16 protein-coding genes are annotated in these 15,656 nt (G+C 62.5%); 7 read left to right on the top strand and 9 right to left on the bottom strand.

Annotation, left to right across the window (positions count from 1 at the left end; translation table 11 throughout):
- The first annotated feature begins 27 nt into the window (after window positions 1-27).
- From ACNPN0_RS01585 to ACNPN0_RS01595, 3 genes are all read left to right on the top strand, one after another.
- Complete coding sequence (locus ACNPN0_RS01585; protein ID WP_434692589.1) at window positions 28-657, top strand: isochorismatase family protein; 630 nt, start codon at window positions 28-30, stop codon at window positions 655-657.
- Window positions 658-810: 153 nt separating this feature from the next.
- Complete coding sequence (locus ACNPN0_RS01590; RefSeq protein WP_434692586.1) at window positions 811-1,752, top strand: FAD-dependent oxidoreductase; 942 nt, start codon at window positions 811-813, stop codon at window positions 1,750-1,752.
- 33 nt (window positions 1,753-1,785) lie between these two features.
- Window positions 1,786-2,193, top strand: a complete 408-nt coding sequence (locus ACNPN0_RS01595; RefSeq protein ID WP_434692583.1) for a hypothetical protein — start codon at window positions 1,786-1,788, stop codon at window positions 2,191-2,193.
- Here ACNPN0_RS01595 and ACNPN0_RS01600 read toward each other — a convergent pair.
- The 5 genes from ACNPN0_RS01600 to purS all read right to left on the bottom strand — a co-directional run bounded on the left by ACNPN0_RS01600 (window position 2,176) and on the right by purS (window position 7,476).
- On the bottom strand, window positions 2,176-2,856 hold the full coding sequence (locus ACNPN0_RS01600) for an NAD(P)-binding domain-containing protein (protein ID WP_434692580.1): 681 nt from the start codon (window positions 2,854-2,856) through the stop codon (window positions 2,176-2,178). The two genes, ACNPN0_RS01595 and ACNPN0_RS01600, sit on opposite strands and share 18 nt — an antisense overlap.
- Window positions 2,857-2,872: 16 nt before the next feature.
- Window positions 2,873-3,916 (bottom strand): LLM class flavin-dependent oxidoreductase, encoded by a 1,044-nt coding sequence (locus ACNPN0_RS01605; protein ID WP_332595241.1) that lies wholly within the window; start codon window positions 3,914-3,916, stop codon window positions 2,873-2,875.
- Between the two features lie 244 nt (window positions 3,917-4,160).
- Window positions 4,161-6,476, bottom strand: coding sequence for a phosphoribosylformylglycinamidine synthase subunit PurL (gene purL, locus ACNPN0_RS01610; protein ID WP_105662395.1), 2,316 nt, complete (start codon window positions 6,474-6,476; stop codon window positions 4,161-4,163).
- Entirely contained in the window at window positions 6,473-7,225 is a 753-nt protein-coding gene (gene purQ / locus ACNPN0_RS01615; protein ID WP_102598680.1) for a phosphoribosylformylglycinamidine synthase subunit PurQ, read from the bottom strand. The genes purL and purQ overlap by 4 nt, the downstream gene beginning before the upstream one ends.
- Window positions 7,225-7,476, bottom strand: coding sequence for a phosphoribosylformylglycinamidine synthase subunit PurS (gene purS, locus ACNPN0_RS01620; RefSeq protein WP_102598679.1), 252 nt, complete (start codon window positions 7,474-7,476; stop codon window positions 7,225-7,227). Before purS ends, purQ begins: the two co-directional genes overlap by 1 nt.
- Before the next feature lie 301 nt (window positions 7,477-7,777).
- Here purS and ACNPN0_RS01625 point away from each other — a divergent pair, with 301 nt between their 5' ends.
- Window positions 7,778-8,107 carry a YchJ family protein gene (locus ACNPN0_RS01625; protein ID WP_434692557.1) on the top strand — a complete coding sequence of 110 codons (330 nt, stop codon included), beginning with the start codon at window positions 7,778-7,780 and terminating at the stop codon, window positions 8,105-8,107.
- 3 nt (window positions 8,108-8,110) lie between these two features.
- On the opposite strand, the gene ACNPN0_RS01630 is transcribed toward ACNPN0_RS01625, so the two are convergent.
- The gene (locus ACNPN0_RS01630) at window positions 8,111-9,103 is read right to left on the bottom strand and encodes an ankyrin repeat domain-containing protein (protein WP_388024565.1); all 993 of its coding nucleotides are present in this window, start codon (window positions 9,101-9,103) and stop codon (window positions 8,111-8,113) included.
- 179 nt (window positions 9,104-9,282) lie between these two features.
- On the opposite strand from ACNPN0_RS01630, the gene ACNPN0_RS01635 reads away from it, so the two are divergent.
- The gene (locus ACNPN0_RS01635; RefSeq protein WP_105657980.1) at window positions 9,283-10,413 is read left to right on the top strand and encodes a methyltransferase domain-containing protein; all 1,131 of its coding nucleotides are present in this window, start codon (window positions 9,283-9,285) and stop codon (window positions 10,411-10,413) included.
- Here ACNPN0_RS01635 and ACNPN0_RS01640 read toward each other — a convergent pair.
- From ACNPN0_RS01640 to ACNPN0_RS01650, 3 genes are read right to left on the bottom strand one after another with little or no spacing between them, the layout of a single operon-like run.
- Window positions 10,410-11,987, bottom strand: coding sequence for a cation:proton antiporter domain-containing protein (locus ACNPN0_RS01640; protein ID WP_434692556.1), 1,578 nt, complete (start codon window positions 11,985-11,987; stop codon window positions 10,410-10,412). The two genes, ACNPN0_RS01635 and ACNPN0_RS01640, sit on opposite strands and share 4 nt — an antisense overlap.
- Before the next feature lie 48 nt (window positions 11,988-12,035).
- A complete protein-coding gene (locus ACNPN0_RS01645) occupies window positions 12,036-12,467 on the bottom strand; it encodes a hypothetical protein (RefSeq protein WP_105657982.1) in 432 nt (143 codons plus the stop codon).
- A 32-nt stretch (window positions 12,468-12,499) separates the two neighbouring features.
- Window positions 12,500-13,399, bottom strand: a complete 900-nt coding sequence (locus ACNPN0_RS01650; RefSeq protein ID WP_105657983.1) for a 3-methyladenine DNA glycosylase — start codon at window positions 13,397-13,399, stop codon at window positions 12,500-12,502.
- Window positions 13,400-13,476: 77 nt separating this feature from the next.
- Between ACNPN0_RS01650 and ACNPN0_RS01655 the strand changes: the two genes are divergently transcribed.
- Together ACNPN0_RS01655 and ACNPN0_RS01660 are read left to right on the top strand one after the other, a co-directional pair.
- The gene (locus ACNPN0_RS01655) at window positions 13,477-14,031 is read left to right on the top strand and encodes a DinB family protein (protein WP_434692553.1); all 555 of its coding nucleotides are present in this window, start codon (window positions 13,477-13,479) and stop codon (window positions 14,029-14,031) included.
- A gap of 221 nt (window positions 14,032-14,252) precedes the next feature.
- Window positions 14,253-15,602 carry a TIGR01777 family oxidoreductase gene (locus ACNPN0_RS01660; protein ID WP_105657985.1) on the top strand — a complete coding sequence of 450 codons (1,350 nt, stop codon included), beginning with the start codon at window positions 14,253-14,255 and terminating at the stop codon, window positions 15,600-15,602.
- Window positions 15,603-15,656 lie beyond the last annotated feature (54 nt).

Below are 15,656 nucleotides of genomic sequence, written 5' to 3' on the forward strand. Positions count from 1 at the left end.
TGAACACATCGGAAAGAGGAACTCACTATGTCCGCACCACGCAGAGCACTAATCGTCATCGACGCACAGCAGGAATACTTTGATGGCCTGCTGCAGATCCAGTACCCGGATCGCGAGCAGTCGGTAGCCACCATCGCCAATGCCATGGACGAAGCGGCAAAGGCCGGGATCCCGGTGGTTGTCGTGCAGCACCAAGCGCCCGAGGGATTTCCCGTCTTCGCCCCGGAATCCGCTACCTATGCCCTGCACCCGCAGATCCAGGATCGGATGGAAGCTGCAGAGCACCAATTCTCCAAGAACTATGCCAGCATCTTCGCGGGTACAGGCCTGGAAGAGTGGCTTCGCGAGCGTGAAATCACCACGTTGACGCTGGTGGGCTACATGACCAATAACTGCGTGATCGGTTCTGCCGCGGCCGCCGAACCGCTGGGATTCTCGGTGGAGGTGCTCTCCGATGCTACCGGCGCGATCGGCATCGTCAACGCTGCCGGTTCCATCCCTGCCCGGCAGGTGCATGAAACCCTGATGGCCGTGCTGAATTCCAGCTGGGCTGCGGTGGCCCCGACCGCTACCTGGATCGAGGCAGTGGCATCGGGTGCTGCACTGCCCGGCGATAACCTCATCGAATCAGCTGCTCGTGGCCGTGCCGGCCAATAGCCAGGTGAGCGTCCTGTAACTGGCGGATCGCATCTTGCAAAGGGTGTGGTCCGCCATTGTTCATCTCCGGGCTGTCCGGGCAAAGGGTGACGCAAGCGGCCTGCGCGAACAAGACTCGTGCTAGGACAAGGCGGCAACAGCTAGGGGTTCATCGTGGGTTCAGCAAGCGCGGACGGACAACTCGACGCAATCATCATCGGGTGGGGCAAAGGCGGCAAGACCCTGGCAGGCACCCTGGCCCGGGCAGGGCAGCGGGTGGCGTTAATCGAGCAGTCCACCCAGATGCATGGCGGCACCTGCATCAATATCGGTTGCGTGCCGACCAAGGCCTTGATCCACGATGCCGAATCCCGCGATGGCGCCGGATATGACCAGCAGGTCTTCCAAGCCGCCGTCCAGCGCCGGGACAAGCTCACTGCGATGATGCGCGCCAAGAATTTCTCCATGCTCGACGACCTGGAGTCGGTGCTGCTGGTCAACGGCAAGGCCGCATTCACCGGACCTCGAAGCGTCAGGGTCACTGCCGGTTCCGATGAGCTGGAGCTGAGCGCGGCGAAGATCATCATCAACACCGGCGCGCTTCCCGCGGTCCCGGACATTCAAGGGGCGCAGATCGGCGGGCGGGTGCATGATTCCACAACGATCCAGCATGCCCAGCTGCCCAAGACCCTGGCTGTGGTGGGCGGGGGATATGTCGGCATCGAGTTCGCCTCCATGTTTGCCCAGTTCGGATCGAAAGTCACGGTGCTGGATCGCGGAAGCCGTGCACTGTCCAAGGAAGACCCGGATGTGGCCCGGGAAGTCCAGTCCTGCCTGGAAGACGCCGGCGCCGTGATCACCAGTTCTGCTTCGGTGCGTTCGATCAGCCAGGACGAGCATGGCGCCACCGTCAGCTACGAGCGCCAGGGCCGGATGCACCAGCTGCAGGCGGATGCCGTGCTGATTGCCCTGGGGCGGGTGCCGAATACTGTCGGCCTGGGGCTGGAAGCCGCCGGGGTCCGGACGGGCACCCGCGGGGAAGTCGTGGTGGACGAGTTCCTGGCCACCAATGTCCAGGGCATCTATGCCCTGGGCGACGCCAACGGCGGTCCCTAGTTCACCTATGTCTCGCTCGATGATCACCGGGTCGTGGCCAGCGGGCTGCTGGGAGACGGAACACGCAGCACCAAGGACCGGGTTGCTGTTCCGTACACCATCTTCACCACCCCGCCGCTGGCTCGCGTCGGCTTGAGCGAGGAGCAGGCTGAACAACAGGGGCTGCAGGCCAGGATCGCGGTGAAGAAAGTTTCCGAGATCGCTGCCATGCCGCGCCCCAAGATCGTGGGCGACCCGCGGGGCATCATCAAGTTCGTTGTCGATGCGCGCAGCGAGAAGATCCTCGGAGCGGCGCTGATGCACGTGGACTCCCAGGAAGTGGTGAATCTGGTGGCGCTGGCCATGCGGCAGCGAATGACTGCCGCTGCACTGCGCGACCAGATCTTCACCCATCCCTCGTCCACCGAAGCGCTGAACGAGGTGCTAGCGCAGCTCGGCTGAGGCCTGGATCTGGGCGGCGTCGATGAGCGCTGCGAGCCCGGCCCGCGGCTTGTTCGCGCCGAAGGCAGGCTGGCCAGGCTGCAGGCGCAAGCCTTCAGCCAGGGAGCCTATCGGCAGCGGGTCAAAGCCGAAATCATCAACGATCCGGGCTGCCTGGTCAACGTCGGAGTCCAGATCGCCGGCCAGCGCGATGGCCTTGCGGTGCTCGGCGCCGGCCGGACGGGACTCGTCCTCGAGGTCGTGGTAGCCCATGTGGTTGAAGGCCTTGACGACCCGCGAACCTGGCAGGAACTCCTGGATCAAATTGCTGGTGGAGACCTGAGGGCCGTTCAGGTCCTCGCGGATGCCATCCGTTTCCCACCAGTAGTTCATGGCGTCGATGACCAGCTTGCCTTCGAGCTCGGCAACCGGAATATTCCGGTACTTGCCCAGCGGCAGGGCCAGTATGGCAATGTCGGCTTCCCGCGCGGCGGTTGCCGGATCCACGGCCAGCGCGCCCGGAGTCAGGATCTCGATGGTCAGGGCAATGGCGCCGGGGTCGCCGGAGCCGGCGATGAGCACCTTGTAGCCGGCCTGCAAGGCGCGGCGGGCAAGAACCGTGCCGATCTTTCCAGCGCCGAGGATGCCGATGGTCTGCTGTGTCATTTTCTCTCCTTCAGGCATGTCTTCGAATCCGGGTCTAGCTCTCGGAAAGCATTTCGCGTACCAGCGGGATGACCTTTTCGCCGTAGAGTTCCACGGCACGCAAGCGGGCGCCAACTTCTACCGCGCCGCCGGAGTAGATCAAATCGAAACGGCCGATATCCAAGGTCTTGAGGGTCTTGGCGATCTTGCGGGCCACGGTTTCCGGCGAGCCGACGTATAGCGAGCCTTCGCTGATCTCGTGCTCGAATTCACCGCGGCCCATTGGGCTCCAGCCACGGGACGCGCCGATGCGGTCACGCTGTTCCTTGTAGGCGTCGAACATGTGCTCGCGGGCCAACTCGTCGGTATCTGCCACGAAGCCAGGGGAGTGCAGGCCCACCGGCAGGGTTGGGTGGCCGAACTGGTCGTTGGCCCGGCGGTACAGGTCGATGTAGGGTGCGAAGCGCTCGGGGGACCCGCCGATGACAGCGAGCATCATGCGCAATCCGTAGTGCGCCGTGCGGATGACCGACTGCGGGGAACCGCCCACGCCCACCCAGGTGTTCAGGCGGCCGGACTCGGTCTTCGGGAAGACTTCCATATCCTCCAGCGGTGCACGCTTGGTTCCCTGCCAGGTCACCGGCTTCTCGTCGAGCAGCTTGTGGAACAGGTCGATCTTCTCGTCGAAAAGCAGTTCGTAGTCAGCCATGTCATGGCCGAACAACGGGAAGGACTCGGTAAAGGAGCCGCGGCCCAGCATGACCTCGGCACGTCCGTTGGACAAGGCATCTACGGTGGCGAAACGCTGGAAGACGCGGACCGGATCGTCGGAAGACAGCACGGTCACGCCGGATCCGAGGCGGATCCGCTCGGTCGCCGTGGCAATGCCCGCCAGAACGGTCTCGGGGCTGGAGATGGCGTATTCGGGGCGGTGGTGCTCGCCGACAGCGATCACATCGACGCCGGCCTGATCGGCCGCGATGGCTTCCTGGACCGTGGCGCGGATGCCCTGGGCATGGGTTACCAGCTTGCCTGACTTGTCGCTGGGTACGTCGCCAAAGGTGTCGAGGCCGAATTCGATGTTCTCGAAGGCGTTCATTGCGTGCTCCCTGTAGTCCAGAACTTTGTTGATGCATCAATCATGACTTAAAGTTATTGACGTGTCAACTATATCCGGAAATTGCGCCTCGACCGGTCTCCATCCCAGCCGCACAGGCGCCAGAACGCATCGGACTCGGGGCTGGAGCAGACCTTGGAGCACTGCTTAGCGCCACATCATCCAGGCATGCAAAACGGCGGCTCTCCTCGATGAGGAGAACCGCCGTCCAGGGGTGGGCCAGAAACTAGCCGAAGTACTTCTTCATGGTGCCCTCGGAAGCCTCGCGCAGCTCGTCCACCGATACGGTGAACTCGCCCTGGACTTCCAGGGCGCCGGACTGCGCATCGACAATGCCCATGCGGGCCACGGTGACACCGCGGGCGCTGGTCATGTCGTTGAAGCGGACCTCTTCGCTGCGTGGAACGGCAACCAAGGCGCGGGCCTGGGTCTCCGAGAACAGCGCGGTGAAGGAATCGATGCCGTCACGCTGCTTGATCTCGTCCAGGGCCACGCGAGCACCGACGCCGTAGCGCAGGACCATCTCGGACAGCGCTGCAAGCAGGCCGCCCTCGGACAGGTCGTGCGCGGCGTCGATCATGCCATCGCGGCTGGCATTGATCAGGATTGCGCCCAGTGCCTTCTCGGCTGCCAGGTCGACCTTTGGCGGCAGGCCGCCGAGGTGGCCGCGCAGGTTGGCGAACTCCGAGCCGTCCAGTTCATCGGCGGTGGTGCCGATCAGGTAGATGGCCTGGCCGTCGGCCTCTTCGCGCCAGCCCGAAGGGGTGCGGCGGGCGACGTCGTCGAACTTGCCCAGGGTCGCCACCACAGGGGTCGGGTGGATGGCCTTGTCGCCGGTCTGGTTGTACAGCGAGACATTGCCGCCGGTGACCGGGACGCCGAGCTCCATGCACGCATCGGACAGGCCGCGGATGCCCTCGGCCAGCTGCCACATGACGTCCGGGTCCTCCGGGGAACCGTAGTTCAGGCAGTCCGAAACCGCCGCAGGGATCGCACCGGAGGTGGCGACGTTGCGGTAGGACTCGGCCAGCGCCAGCTGGGCACCGGCATACGGGTCCAGGTAGGTGTAGCGGCCGTTGGCATCGGTGGCGATGGCCACGCCGAGTCCGGTGGACTCGTCGATGCGGACCACGCCGGCATCATCCGGGGCGGCCAGCGCGGTGTTGCCGCCGACGTAGCGGTCGTACTGGTTGGTGATCCAGGACTTGTCGCACATGTTCGGGCTGGCGATCAGCTCCAGGGCGGCGGCCTTCAGCTCTTCGCCGGTAGCTGGCAGGTTGGCGCCGGCTTCCGAGGACTTGAAGGTGTCAGCCTGCAGCGCATCCTGCCACTGCGGGCGGGCATACGGGCGGTCGTAGACCGGGCCGTCGTGGGCGACGGTCTTCGGGTCCACGTCCACGATGACTTCGCCATTCCAGGTGATGATCAGCCGATCGGTGTCGGTGACCTCGCCCAGCCAGGAGTACTCCACGTTCCACTTGGCCATGACGGCCTCGAACGCTTCGATGTTCTGCGGGGTGACTACGGCCATCATGCGTTCCTGGGACTCCGACATCAGGATTTCGCCCGGGGTCAGGGTGGAGTCGCGCAGCAGCACGTTGGTCAACTCGACCTGCATGCCGCCTTCGCCGTTGGAAGCCAGTTCACTGGTGGCGCAGGAGATGCCTGCGGCGCCCAGGTCCTGGATGCCCTCGACCAGCGAGGCCTTGAACAGTTCCAGGCAGCACTCGATGAGCACCTTCTCGGCGAACGGGTCGCCCACCTGCACCGCAGGGCGCTTGGAGGGCTTGGTGTCGTCGAAGGACTCGGAGGCCAGCACCGACGCGCCGCCGATGCCGTCGCCACCGGTGCGCGCACCGAAGAGCACGACCTTGTTGCCCACGCCCGAGGCGTTGGCCAGGCGCAGGTCCTCGTGGCGCAGTGCGCCCACGGCCAGTGCGTTGACCAGCGGGTTGCCCTGGTAGATCGGGTCGAAGACGGTTTCGCCGCCGATGTTCGGCAGGCCCAGCGAGTTGCCGTAGCCGCCGATGCCCGAGACCACGCCGTGCACGACGCGCTGCGAGTCCTCGTGGTCGATCGCGCCGAAACGCAGCGGATCCATCACGGCGATCGGGCGGGCGCCCATGGAGATGATGTCGCGCACGATGCCGCCGATGCCGGTAGCGGCACCCTGGTACGGCTCGACGTAGGAAGGCGAGTTGTGGGACTCGATCTTGAAGGTCACGGCCCAGCCATCGCCCAGGTCGGTGACACCGGCGTTTTCGCCCATGCCGACCATCAGGTCCTTCTTCATTTCCGGGGTGACCTTCTGCCCGAACTGGCGCAGGTGGTTCTTGGTGGACTTGTACGAGCAGTGCTCGGACCACATGACGGAGTACATGGCCAATTCAGCGGCGGTCGGACGACGGCCCAGGATCTTCACGATCTCGGCGAACTCGTTGTCCTTCAGGCCCAGCTCTGCCCATGGCAGTTCTACATCCGGGGTGCCTGCTGCGTTATCGACGGTGTCGATATTGAATTCCTTAGTGGCTTCCTGGCTCACTTTTTGCCTCCAACAAGGTGGGTCAGAACGCTGGTGAAGAATGCCAGCCCGTCGGTGCCGCGGTGGTCCGGGCCGAAGCCGGCCTCAATGGCGTGCTCCGGGTGCGGCATCAGGCCGACAACGTTGCCGGCCTTGTTGCTCACGCCGGCGATCGAGCGGCGCGAGCCGTTCGGGTTCCAGCCCACGTAGGAGAAGGCGATGCGGTTTTCCGCTTCGAGCTCGTCCAGGACCTTCTCGTCGGCCACGTACTGGCCATCCTGGTTCTTCAGCACGATGGTGATTTCCTGGCCTGCTTCGAAGCCGTTGGTCCACGCGGTCTGGTTGTTCTCCACGCGCAGCAGCTGATCGCGGCAGATGAACTTCAGGTGGTCGTTCTTGATCATCGATCCGGGCAGCAGGTGCGACTCGGTGAGGATCTGGAAACCGTTGCAGATGCCCAGCACGGGCAGCTTGGCATCGGAGTTCGCGGCATCTGCGATCTTCGCCATCATCGGTGCGAAGCGGGAGATCGCGCCGGCGCGCAGGTAGTCGCCGTAGGAGAAGCCGCCGGGGATCACCACGGCGTCGACATCCTGCAGGTCGGTGTCGGCGTGCCACAGGGACACCGCTTCGGCACCGGCTGCGCGCACGGCGCGAGCGGCGTCGCGGTCATCGAGGGTGCCCGGGAAGGTCACCACGCCGATGCGCGCTCCGGAAAGTTCAGTGCTTGGCGTTGAATAGTCGCCAATCAGGGGAAGTTCGGCGCTCATTAGTCTTCGAATACCTCGACGTTGACGACATCTTCGATCACCGGGTTGGAAAGCAGGGTTTCTGCAGCCTCGCGAGCCTGGGCGAGGATTTCTTCGGTCACCTCGCCGTCCACGGACAGTTCAAAGCGCTTGCCCTGGCGGACAGCTTCGAAGGAGGTGAAGCCTAGGCGGGGAAGAGCTCCCGCGATGGCCTTGCCCTGAGGGTCAAGGATTTCTGGCTTGAGCATGACATCTACAACGATGCGGGGCATCCGGCATATCTCCTGTTGGCGAGGTTAAGTTAAATGCCACACGGAGATGCCGTCTCACACCAGGGGGATTTGGCGCTCCGCGAGCTTGCCTTCATAGTCTACCCGTGAATGTGATGGGGAAAACGTCCCTGTGCGCGATAGCACCGATATCCTGCGGTTTAAGTCATGTGATCTTAGGCTCACGGGTTGTCGAAGCGCGCTCGACGCGTATGCTGAAACTGTGAAAAATGCTAGTCAAACCGTCTGCACCTGCCGAGTTCTGGACACTGCGAAGCCGTCCTACGAAAACTGCTGCAAGCCCTTGCATGACGGAAGGGAAGATGGCTCCTTGCTGCCGCAGACCGCGGAGCAGCTGATGCGCTCACGCTACAGCGCCTTCGTGCTGGGGCTGTCGCAGTATTTGCTGGCGACCTGGCATGAGAGCACGAGGCCCAAGGAACTGGACGTGGATTCGCGGATGCGCTGGACCGGCTTGGAGATCATTTCAACCCGTGCTGGCGGCGCGGCGGCCTCCCGCGGGGTGGTTGAATTCGCTGCGTACTATCGCGACGGCCGGCATGAAGCGCAGCAGCATGAGGTCAGCACCTTCGTGAAGCAGGACGGCGCCTGGTTCTACCTCGACGCCCTCTAGGATTCAGCGCTTGGCTGCAGCCTGCAGCATGGTCAGCATCTGGCTCTGCTGGCGTTCACGCGCTAGCTTGAATGCATCAGAACCGGAGTGGTCCTCCAAATGCGGGTCCGCCCCGTTGATAATCAGCAAACGCGCGATGGTGATGGCATTGGCGGTGCCCTGGCCCAGGACAATGGTTTCGTGCAGGGCCGTCCAGCCCAGGTCATTAACCTGGTCTACAGGGATATCGGTGCGGAGCAACTGGCGCACGGCCTGAACCCGGCCATTCTCGCTGGCGACGGTCAAAGCGGTCCCGCCCATGCGATTCACCGCCGTGAGGTCGGCCCCGCCGTCAATGAGAAGCTTCAGCGTTTCAACCTGGCCATTGGCGCTCGCGCGCAGGAACGGCGACTCGTAGAAGTCGTCCTTCTTGTCGGGATCCGAGCCTGCTTCGAAGAGGGTCTTGGCGATGGCAGGGTTCTTGTTGATGACTGCACGCATCAGCGCGGTGCGACCGGCCTCGTCCTGCGCGTCGAGGTCAGCTCCATCCTTGAGCGCCGCCTTGACGTCCTTCAGCTTGCCTCGATTCACTGCAGCGAACAGCTGCGTGGTGGCCTTGGACATTTCGGCCGCTGAACTGGGAAGCGCCTTGATGGAGGCACCAGTGTTGGCACCCGAGGCCAGGGGCGACAGCGATGTCTTGGAGCTTTCGGGCTTGGCCGGAGTGCCGGCGGGCTGCTTGGCTGAATTGCTCGGAGTCGTGGTGGGAGCAGTGGCATTGTTCCCGGTTGGAGCCGGAAGCGGGACGCTGGAGCTTGCTGCGGCCTTGCTCGGAGCGGGCAGGGATTTTTCGGTGGCACTGCTGGAAGACGGGGCGGGAACCGGGGTGGAAGAAACTTCATGAGCCTGGGGTGAAGAAGCGGCGCAACTCGTGCAGGCGCCGATCACGGCAGCAAGGGGGAGTGCAAGCAATGCAATGCCACGGCGATGCGTGGATAGCCCGGTATGAAGTGCCATCTGTCCTTTCGCGGTTAAACAACCCTTCCCCGTATGGCTTTCGCATCATGCAGGGATTCTGCTCAGTAACTTTTGATCAATTGCGAGCTTAGCGGCCAAAGCTGAAAATTTGCGGTCAATCAGCGCCAAGATTTCTCTGTGCTCGGTGCCGGCCGATCTTCGCTAAAATCATAAGCACCATGGAATGCCTTTACTTTTCTGCCTCCCGTTGCCGCTCATGCACCTTGATGACGGTGCCTTACGCCCAGCAACTGCAATCTAAGGTAGCGGATTGCCAGCAGCTGCTGGCCGGCTTCCCAGGCCTGGAATTCCTTCCGCCCCAAGCCAGTAGCGAACAGGGCTTCCGCAACAAAGCCAAAATGGTCATTTCCGGAACCACCGGCCAGCCGACCATCGGCATCCTGGATGCCGACGGCCACGGTGTCGATCTGCGCAACTGCGGAGTCATCGCAGCACCGCTACGTGCCGTATTCCCGGTCATCGAGCAGTTCATTCATGATCTGAAGCTCATTCCCTACGACGTTCCCAAGCGCAAGGGCGAACTCAAGCATGTGATTCTCACCCTGTCGGATACCGGTTCGGTGATGGTCCGTTGGGTATTGCGCACCAAGAAGCATTTTGTGGCACTGCGTGATTCGCTGCCGCAATTCCTTGAGCAGCTTCCACGCCACAGCGTGGTGTCGGTGAACTTCTTGCCTGAGCACAAGGCAGTGCTGGAAGGCGAAGAAGAAATCATTCTTACCCGCCGAACCACCTTGGAATTCGGGCTGAACGGCGTACCGATGCACCTGCGCCCCCAGGGCTTCTTCCAGACCAACAGCGAGATCGCTGCCGCCTTGTACCGGCAGGCCCGCCAATGGATCAACGATGCCAACCCCGAAAGCGTTTGGGATCTGTACAGCGGGGTGGGTGGTTTCGCACTGCATTGCGCTACCGAGGACCGTACCGTGTACGGCATCGAGACCAGCGGGGAAGCCGTTGAATCGGCAAAGACCAGCGCCAAGACCATGGAGCTGGATGACATCCATTTCAGGGTCCAAGACGCAACCGAATTCGCGCTGGGTGCCGGCTGGGCGCCAGAGGCGGTAATCGTGAATCCTCCGCGCCGCGGTATCTCCGCAGAGCTATCGAAGTGGCTGAACGAGTCCGATGTCCAGCACATCATTTACTCCAGCTGCAACGCGAAGTCACTGGCCAGGGACCTGGAGCGTTTGGAGAACTACGCTCCGCAGCAGGCTCGCGTCATGGACATGTTCCCGCAGACCAGCCACTACGAAGTCATCGTGAAGCTGGAGCGCAAGGCCGCCTAGCGATCCAGGGTTGCGGTGCGTCGGTCAAGGCGGCCGACAATCTCGTCAACGATGTGCGGGTCGATATTCGGTTCGCGGCGGGCCTTGAGTAGCTCGTCGCGGGCGGCTTCCAGGGCGATGGCCTGGATCGAATCGGCCTTGGCGATCACCGCGCGAATCTGCGTGTACTTTTCGTCCGAGATCGCATCGTGCGGATCCGGGTCCTTGGCCAGGATGGTATGCAGCGAGTTCATGCGCCGGCGCACTGCCTGCTGGTAATTCTCCGGCAGCTCTTCGAGCTGCACGTTCTTGCGCAGCGCCGCCAGTGCGACAGCCTCGGCGCGACGGGCCAGGGCCCGGCGGGCACGCTTGGCATCTTGCTCGTTGTTGCGCAGCTTCAGCACGCGCATCAGCGCTGGCAAGGTCAGGCCCGGGAGCACCAAAGTGCACAGCAAGACGGAGCAAGCGGCGACCACCACGAAGTTGCGTCCCTCGATGGCCGATCCATCCGCTGCGACCTTGGGCAGTGCCAGGGCCAAGGCCAAAGTCGCCAGCCCGCGCATGCCGCACCAAGTGAGCACCAGCGCATCCTTGCGCGCAGGAATCTTGGGCTTGCTGCGGTTGGGCAGGTAGTAGGTTCCCAGCATCCACAGCGCACGCACTGCGATGACCACGAAGCAGATCGCGGCGATGCCCGGGATGAAGCCGATCAGGTTGCTGCCTTCCTCCTGGATCACCTGGTTCATCTCGATGCCCATCAAGCCGAAAGCCAGGCCGGTGGCCAGCAGCTCGAGCACTTCCCAGAAGGATTGCCGGGTTAGGCGTTCGGCAGAGTCCTGGGGGCGGTCCCGCCGCACCATTTCAAGGGCCGTCACCACCACTGCGATGACCCCTGAAATATGCAGCTCCTCCGCAATCATGTAGACCGCATAAGGTGCCACCAAGGTGGCCGCGCAACGCGCTGCCAGGTTGGGAACGAAGCGGTTCAAGGCGCCGATGGCCCAGCCCATGGCCAGACCCAGGACTACCGCCCCTGCGGCACCGAGCAGGAACTGCGGAATGATTTCGAGTCCGACTTCCGAGCCATTCAGGGTTGCCTGGACGGCCAGCTGGAAGATCACGATGGCCATTGCGTCGTTGAACAGGCCCTCGGTTTCCAGCAGGGACGTCAGGCGCCGCGGCATTTTCACCTTGGTGGCAATTGCATCCACCGCGACCGGGTCAGGCGGGGCCACTACTGCGCCCAACGCCAATGCCAGCGGAATGGAAGCGATGGGGGAGAAGGCCAGCGCGGTAGCGGCCACGGTGCCTGCTGTCACCACGATGAGCACCACGGCCAGCCGGATCAGGGCCTTCCAGCGGAAGCGGAACACCGACCAACTGCTGCGCTGGGCCGTAGCGAAAAGCAAAGGCGGCAAGAAGATCGGCAGGATCAGCTCGGGCTCAATATGCATTTCGGGCATGAACGGCAAGAAACCTGCCAGCGTCGCGAAAATCAGCATCAAGATCGGGTAGGGCAATTTAATGCGTTCCCCGATGCCGACAATCAGGATCGTGGCGAATAGCAGCGCGATAACCAGCAGGAAAAACTCCATAGTCTTACTATTCTAGTTTCTCCGCGCAGTTATTCAGGGGTTATCGACTCATGTTTTCACGGAACCGAGTAGAAACGAGGCGGCATCCCAACGATCGATGGCGCAGCCGTTATGCCGGGAAAAGCTCGTATTCACCGTCTCGCCGTGCAGGGTTCCGCTTATTTCGGCCCGTTGCGGTCCACCGTATATTTCGGTGCAGATTTCCTGGGGATCAACTTCTCCGGCAATGGCACCGGGTTCAAGCTCGAGCTGCAAGCAAGCTTTGGATGCGTTCGGCAATGTGCTGGATTCAGCGGCTTGTTCGCCGGTGCATTCCAGGGAGTACTGCTGTGAAATTTCGCTGCCGTCATCGCGAATGGTGATTTCCAATTGGGTCTGCGGCCCCTGTCCGATGCTGGTGGCGCAGGAAGCCAGCGAGAGGCTCACGCAGCCGAGCGCGATACCGGCCGGAATCAGGCGAAGGCCCCGTGCAGTAACCATGGATCAATCTTGCCTGCGGCCGCGAATAAGTTCTAGTCTTCCGGGAAGATTGGCAGGTTGTTGGCGACTTCCAGCAATTGATTGCGCAGCGAGTCGGCACGCTGGGCAAATTCCTTTTGCAATCTCACGTACGCGGCCTTGCCCTCGGGAGTTTCAATGCGGATGGGTTCATGGCCCCAATCGCCCAGATCATAGGGGGACGCCTGCATATCCATGGTGCGAATGTCCCAGGCGAGCTCGAAGCAGTCCATGACCAAGTCGCTTGGCACCGCAGGGGAGAGCTTATAGGCCCACTTGTACAGATCCATGTTGGCGTGCAGGCAACCGGGCTGTTCCAGGTCGCGCTGGGTTTCCCTGGTCGGCTGCAGCTCGTTGAGCTCGATCGCCTGGGGAGTGTAGAAGCGGAATGCATCGAAGTGGGTGCAACGGATCTTGTGTGTTTCCACCACTTCGTCGGTTCCCTGCGCACCCAAGCGCAGCGGGAGGTATTCATGGCGGATGCCGTTGGCCTCGGATTTGTAGGCCATCGCCCATTCATGCAGGCCGAAGCAGGAGAAGTTTCCTGGCCGCTGCGCGGTGCCGGCCAGAATGATGCGGGCAAACTCGATGGCCCGGGCACGCGCCTTGCCGAATGCCTCCGCATCGAAGTGGTATCCCGTACCGTGGCCGGTTTGGACTCTGCGGTAGAACTTCCACTCGCCGCGTTCTTGGGCCGCGTCTCCGGCTAGAACCACGTTCATCCCTGGATGCCAGCGGTAGAGCTGGCCCGGCTTTTGCGTGTAATAGGTGAACAGGAAGTCCTCGATGGGATGCTTCTTGCCCTTCATCCGCCGTTCCACGAAAGGTTCGCCAAAGGCCCGAGCCCGTGCTTCATGCTCAGCGGCATGCGGCATCCACTGCGAGGGTTCCAAAATGGCGGCGGTCAGAGGCATACTTCTAATTATTCAATTCATGGGCCGATGAAACCAGTTTGGTACGCCAACTCACACTTCTCGCAAAGGGGTACGCCATGGAAATCCTGCCTCCCTGGGAACCGCCAATGAGCGGCTCCGACCAGCAGCATCTGTTCGGGATGCTTGACAGGCTGCGCGCCACTTTCAGATACAAGGCCGACGGGCTGGACATCGAACAGCTGGCAACCAAGTTGCCCAGCAGCCAGCTCAGCCTGGGCGGATTGCTCCAGCATCTTGCCCTTGTCGAAGATGAGAAATTCACCTACTTCATTGCCGGGCAACGACCTGAAGTCCTCCTTGGGTTCACTGCCAACGGGCGCGAGCACTTCGTGGTTGATCTGGAAGAGGATCCGGAGAATCTTTATCAACGCTACGACCGGGCCGTGGCCAAAAGCCGAGGAATCCAGCAGTCCGTTATCGAGGAAAGGAAGCTGGACACGGGCTCGGGGTTGGCCTTCGCAGGCAAGCATGCGTCGATACGCAGAATCATCTGCGACCTGATTGAAGAGTATGGGCGGCATGCAGGGCATGCGGATCTCTTGCGTGAAGCCATCGATGGGCGGGTGGGCGAGGATCCTCCCTTCGACTATCTTCCTGCATGGTATGCCTAGCTTTCTGGTTGCATTGGCAGCCGCTTCGGGCAACAGCCGGTCCGTTAGTTGTCCGCAATCAAGCTCTGTCCAGAAGTTCTTGTTCCTGCTCCAAGTCTGCCGGGATAGCGTGCTGCAGGAAACCGAGGGATTCATTGCGGCGCCGGACCAGACATTGCGACGGAATCCAGCAATTTCCCATCCTCGGGAACCGGCCTGCCTGAAGCCTCTAGGATGGGGCCATGAACACTGAGCGCTCCAGCCAACTTCCGGCATCTGCATCCGTTGTCTTTGACTGGTTCTCGCGACCCGGGGCCATGCAGCGGCTCTTGCCACCGTGGCTTCCGCTGAAGGTCATTGAAGAAGCCGGTTCGCTGAAGGACGGGACGGCCGTGCTGGGCCTTCCCGGCGGAGTGCTGTGGAATGCCAAGCACCAGCCTGAGGGGTTCGCGGAGAACCGCAGTTTCGTCGACCAGCTTGAACCCGAAGGGGTTCGCGGCCTTCCTGCCCGGGTGGTGCAGTGGCGGCATGAGCATTACTTCGAGCCCGCGGGCGCACAGTGCACGACCGTGGGTGACTGCATCCAGTCGAATATGCCAGGACGGCAGATCGAATCGATGCTTGCATACCGCCACCGCCAGCTGGCAGACGATTTTGCCGCACACCAGCGGGCGGCGCAGGCCGGGTTGAAGCCGCTGGTGATAGCGCTGACCGGTTCAAGCGGATTAGTCGGACAGGCTTTGTGCGCCTTCTTGTCCACCGGCGGGCACCGGGTCGTCAAGCTCGTGCGGCACGAGCCGGAATCGGCAAGCGAACGGCGCTGGAATCCGCTGGATCCTGACCCGGGCCTGCTCGATGGCTGCGACGCGGTCATCCATTTGGCCGGAGCCAGCATCTTCGGCCGGTTCAGCCAAGCGCATCGGCAGGCAATTCTCTCCAGCCGCATCGAACCGACCCGATCCCTTGCCCTGCTGGCGTCACGTTCAGGTGTCCGGACCTTCATCAGCGCTTCGGCCATCGGATTCTACGGTGCTTCAGCCGGACCGCACCCATTGGACGAGACCGATTCCCCGCGGGCCGGGACTCCGGATTTCCTGGCTGACGTGGTGGACCGCTGGGAACGTGCGGCGAATGCCGGGGACAGCGGCATGCGCCGGGTGCAGATCAGGACCGGTATCGTGCTGAGCCCCAAAGGCGGGATGCTCGCCGTTTTGCGTCCTGTATTCTCCGCAGGCCTGGGCGGTCCCCTTGCAGGGGGAAAGCAGATGCTTTCGTGGATCGGGCTTGATGACCTGCTGGACATCTACCATCGCGCGCTCTGGGATTCGCAATTGGCAGGTCCGGTCAATGCGGTGGCACCGCAGCCGGTGAGCAACGCCGAATTCACCAGGGCCTTGGCGCGCGCAGTGCGGCGGCCTGCCATCATTCCGGTTCCTGCCGCGGCTCCCAAATTGCTGCTGGGAGCCGAAGGGTCCCACCTTCTGGCCATGGCCGATCAGAAAATTGTCCCGCGCAAATTGCTCGATGCCGGTCATCAGTTCCGCAATGAGCGCATTGAGCTGGAACTGGCTCATAGCCTGGGCAGTCGTTAGGGGTCGGCGACGCCCGCTGGCGATTAGGAGGCAAAGCAATTATTGTTAGCTTGG

It is taken from the genome of Glutamicibacter sp. AGC84 (assembly GCF_053543575.1).

Coding starts and splice junctions, on each gene's coding strand:
- purQ (WP_102598680.1), bottom strand. CDS start 7,225: ATGAGCGCCGAACTTCCCCTGATTGGCGACTATTCAACGCCAAGCACT.
- purS (WP_102598679.1), bottom strand. CDS start 7,476: ATGCCCCGCATCGTTGTAGATGTCATGCTCAAGCCAGAAATCCTTGAC.
- ACNPN0_RS01640 (WP_434692556.1), bottom strand. CDS start 11,987: ATGGAGTTTTTCCTGCTGGTTATCGCGCTGCTATTCGCCACGATCCTG.
- ACNPN0_RS01600 (WP_434692580.1), bottom strand. CDS start 2,856: ATGCCTGAAGGAGAGAAAATGACACAGCAGACCATCGGCATCCTCGGC.
- ACNPN0_RS01635 (WP_105657980.1), top strand. CDS start 9,283: ATGGAATGCCTTTACTTTTCTGCCTCCCGTTGCCGCTCATGCACCTTG.
- ACNPN0_RS01645 (WP_105657982.1), bottom strand. CDS start 12,467: ATGGTTACTGCACGGGGCCTTCGCCTGATTCCGGCCGGTATCGCGCTC.
- ACNPN0_RS01630 (WP_388024565.1), bottom strand. CDS start 9,103: ATGGCACTTCATACCGGGCTATCCACGCATCGCCGTGGCATTGCATTG.
- ACNPN0_RS01585 (WP_434692589.1), top strand. CDS start 28: ATGTCCGCACCACGCAGAGCACTAATCGTCATCGACGCACAGCAGGAA.
- ACNPN0_RS01655 (WP_434692553.1), top strand. CDS start 13,477: ATGGAAATCCTGCCTCCCTGGGAACCGCCAATGAGCGGCTCCGACCAG.
- ACNPN0_RS01605 (WP_332595241.1), bottom strand. CDS start 3,916: ATGAACGCCTTCGAGAACATCGAATTCGGCCTCGACACCTTTGGCGAC.
- ACNPN0_RS01660 (WP_105657985.1), top strand. CDS start 14,253: ATGAACACTGAGCGCTCCAGCCAACTTCCGGCATCTGCATCCGTTGTC.
- ACNPN0_RS01650 (WP_105657983.1), bottom strand. CDS start 13,399: ATGCCTCTGACCGCCGCCATTTTGGAACCCTCGCAGTGGATGCCGCAT.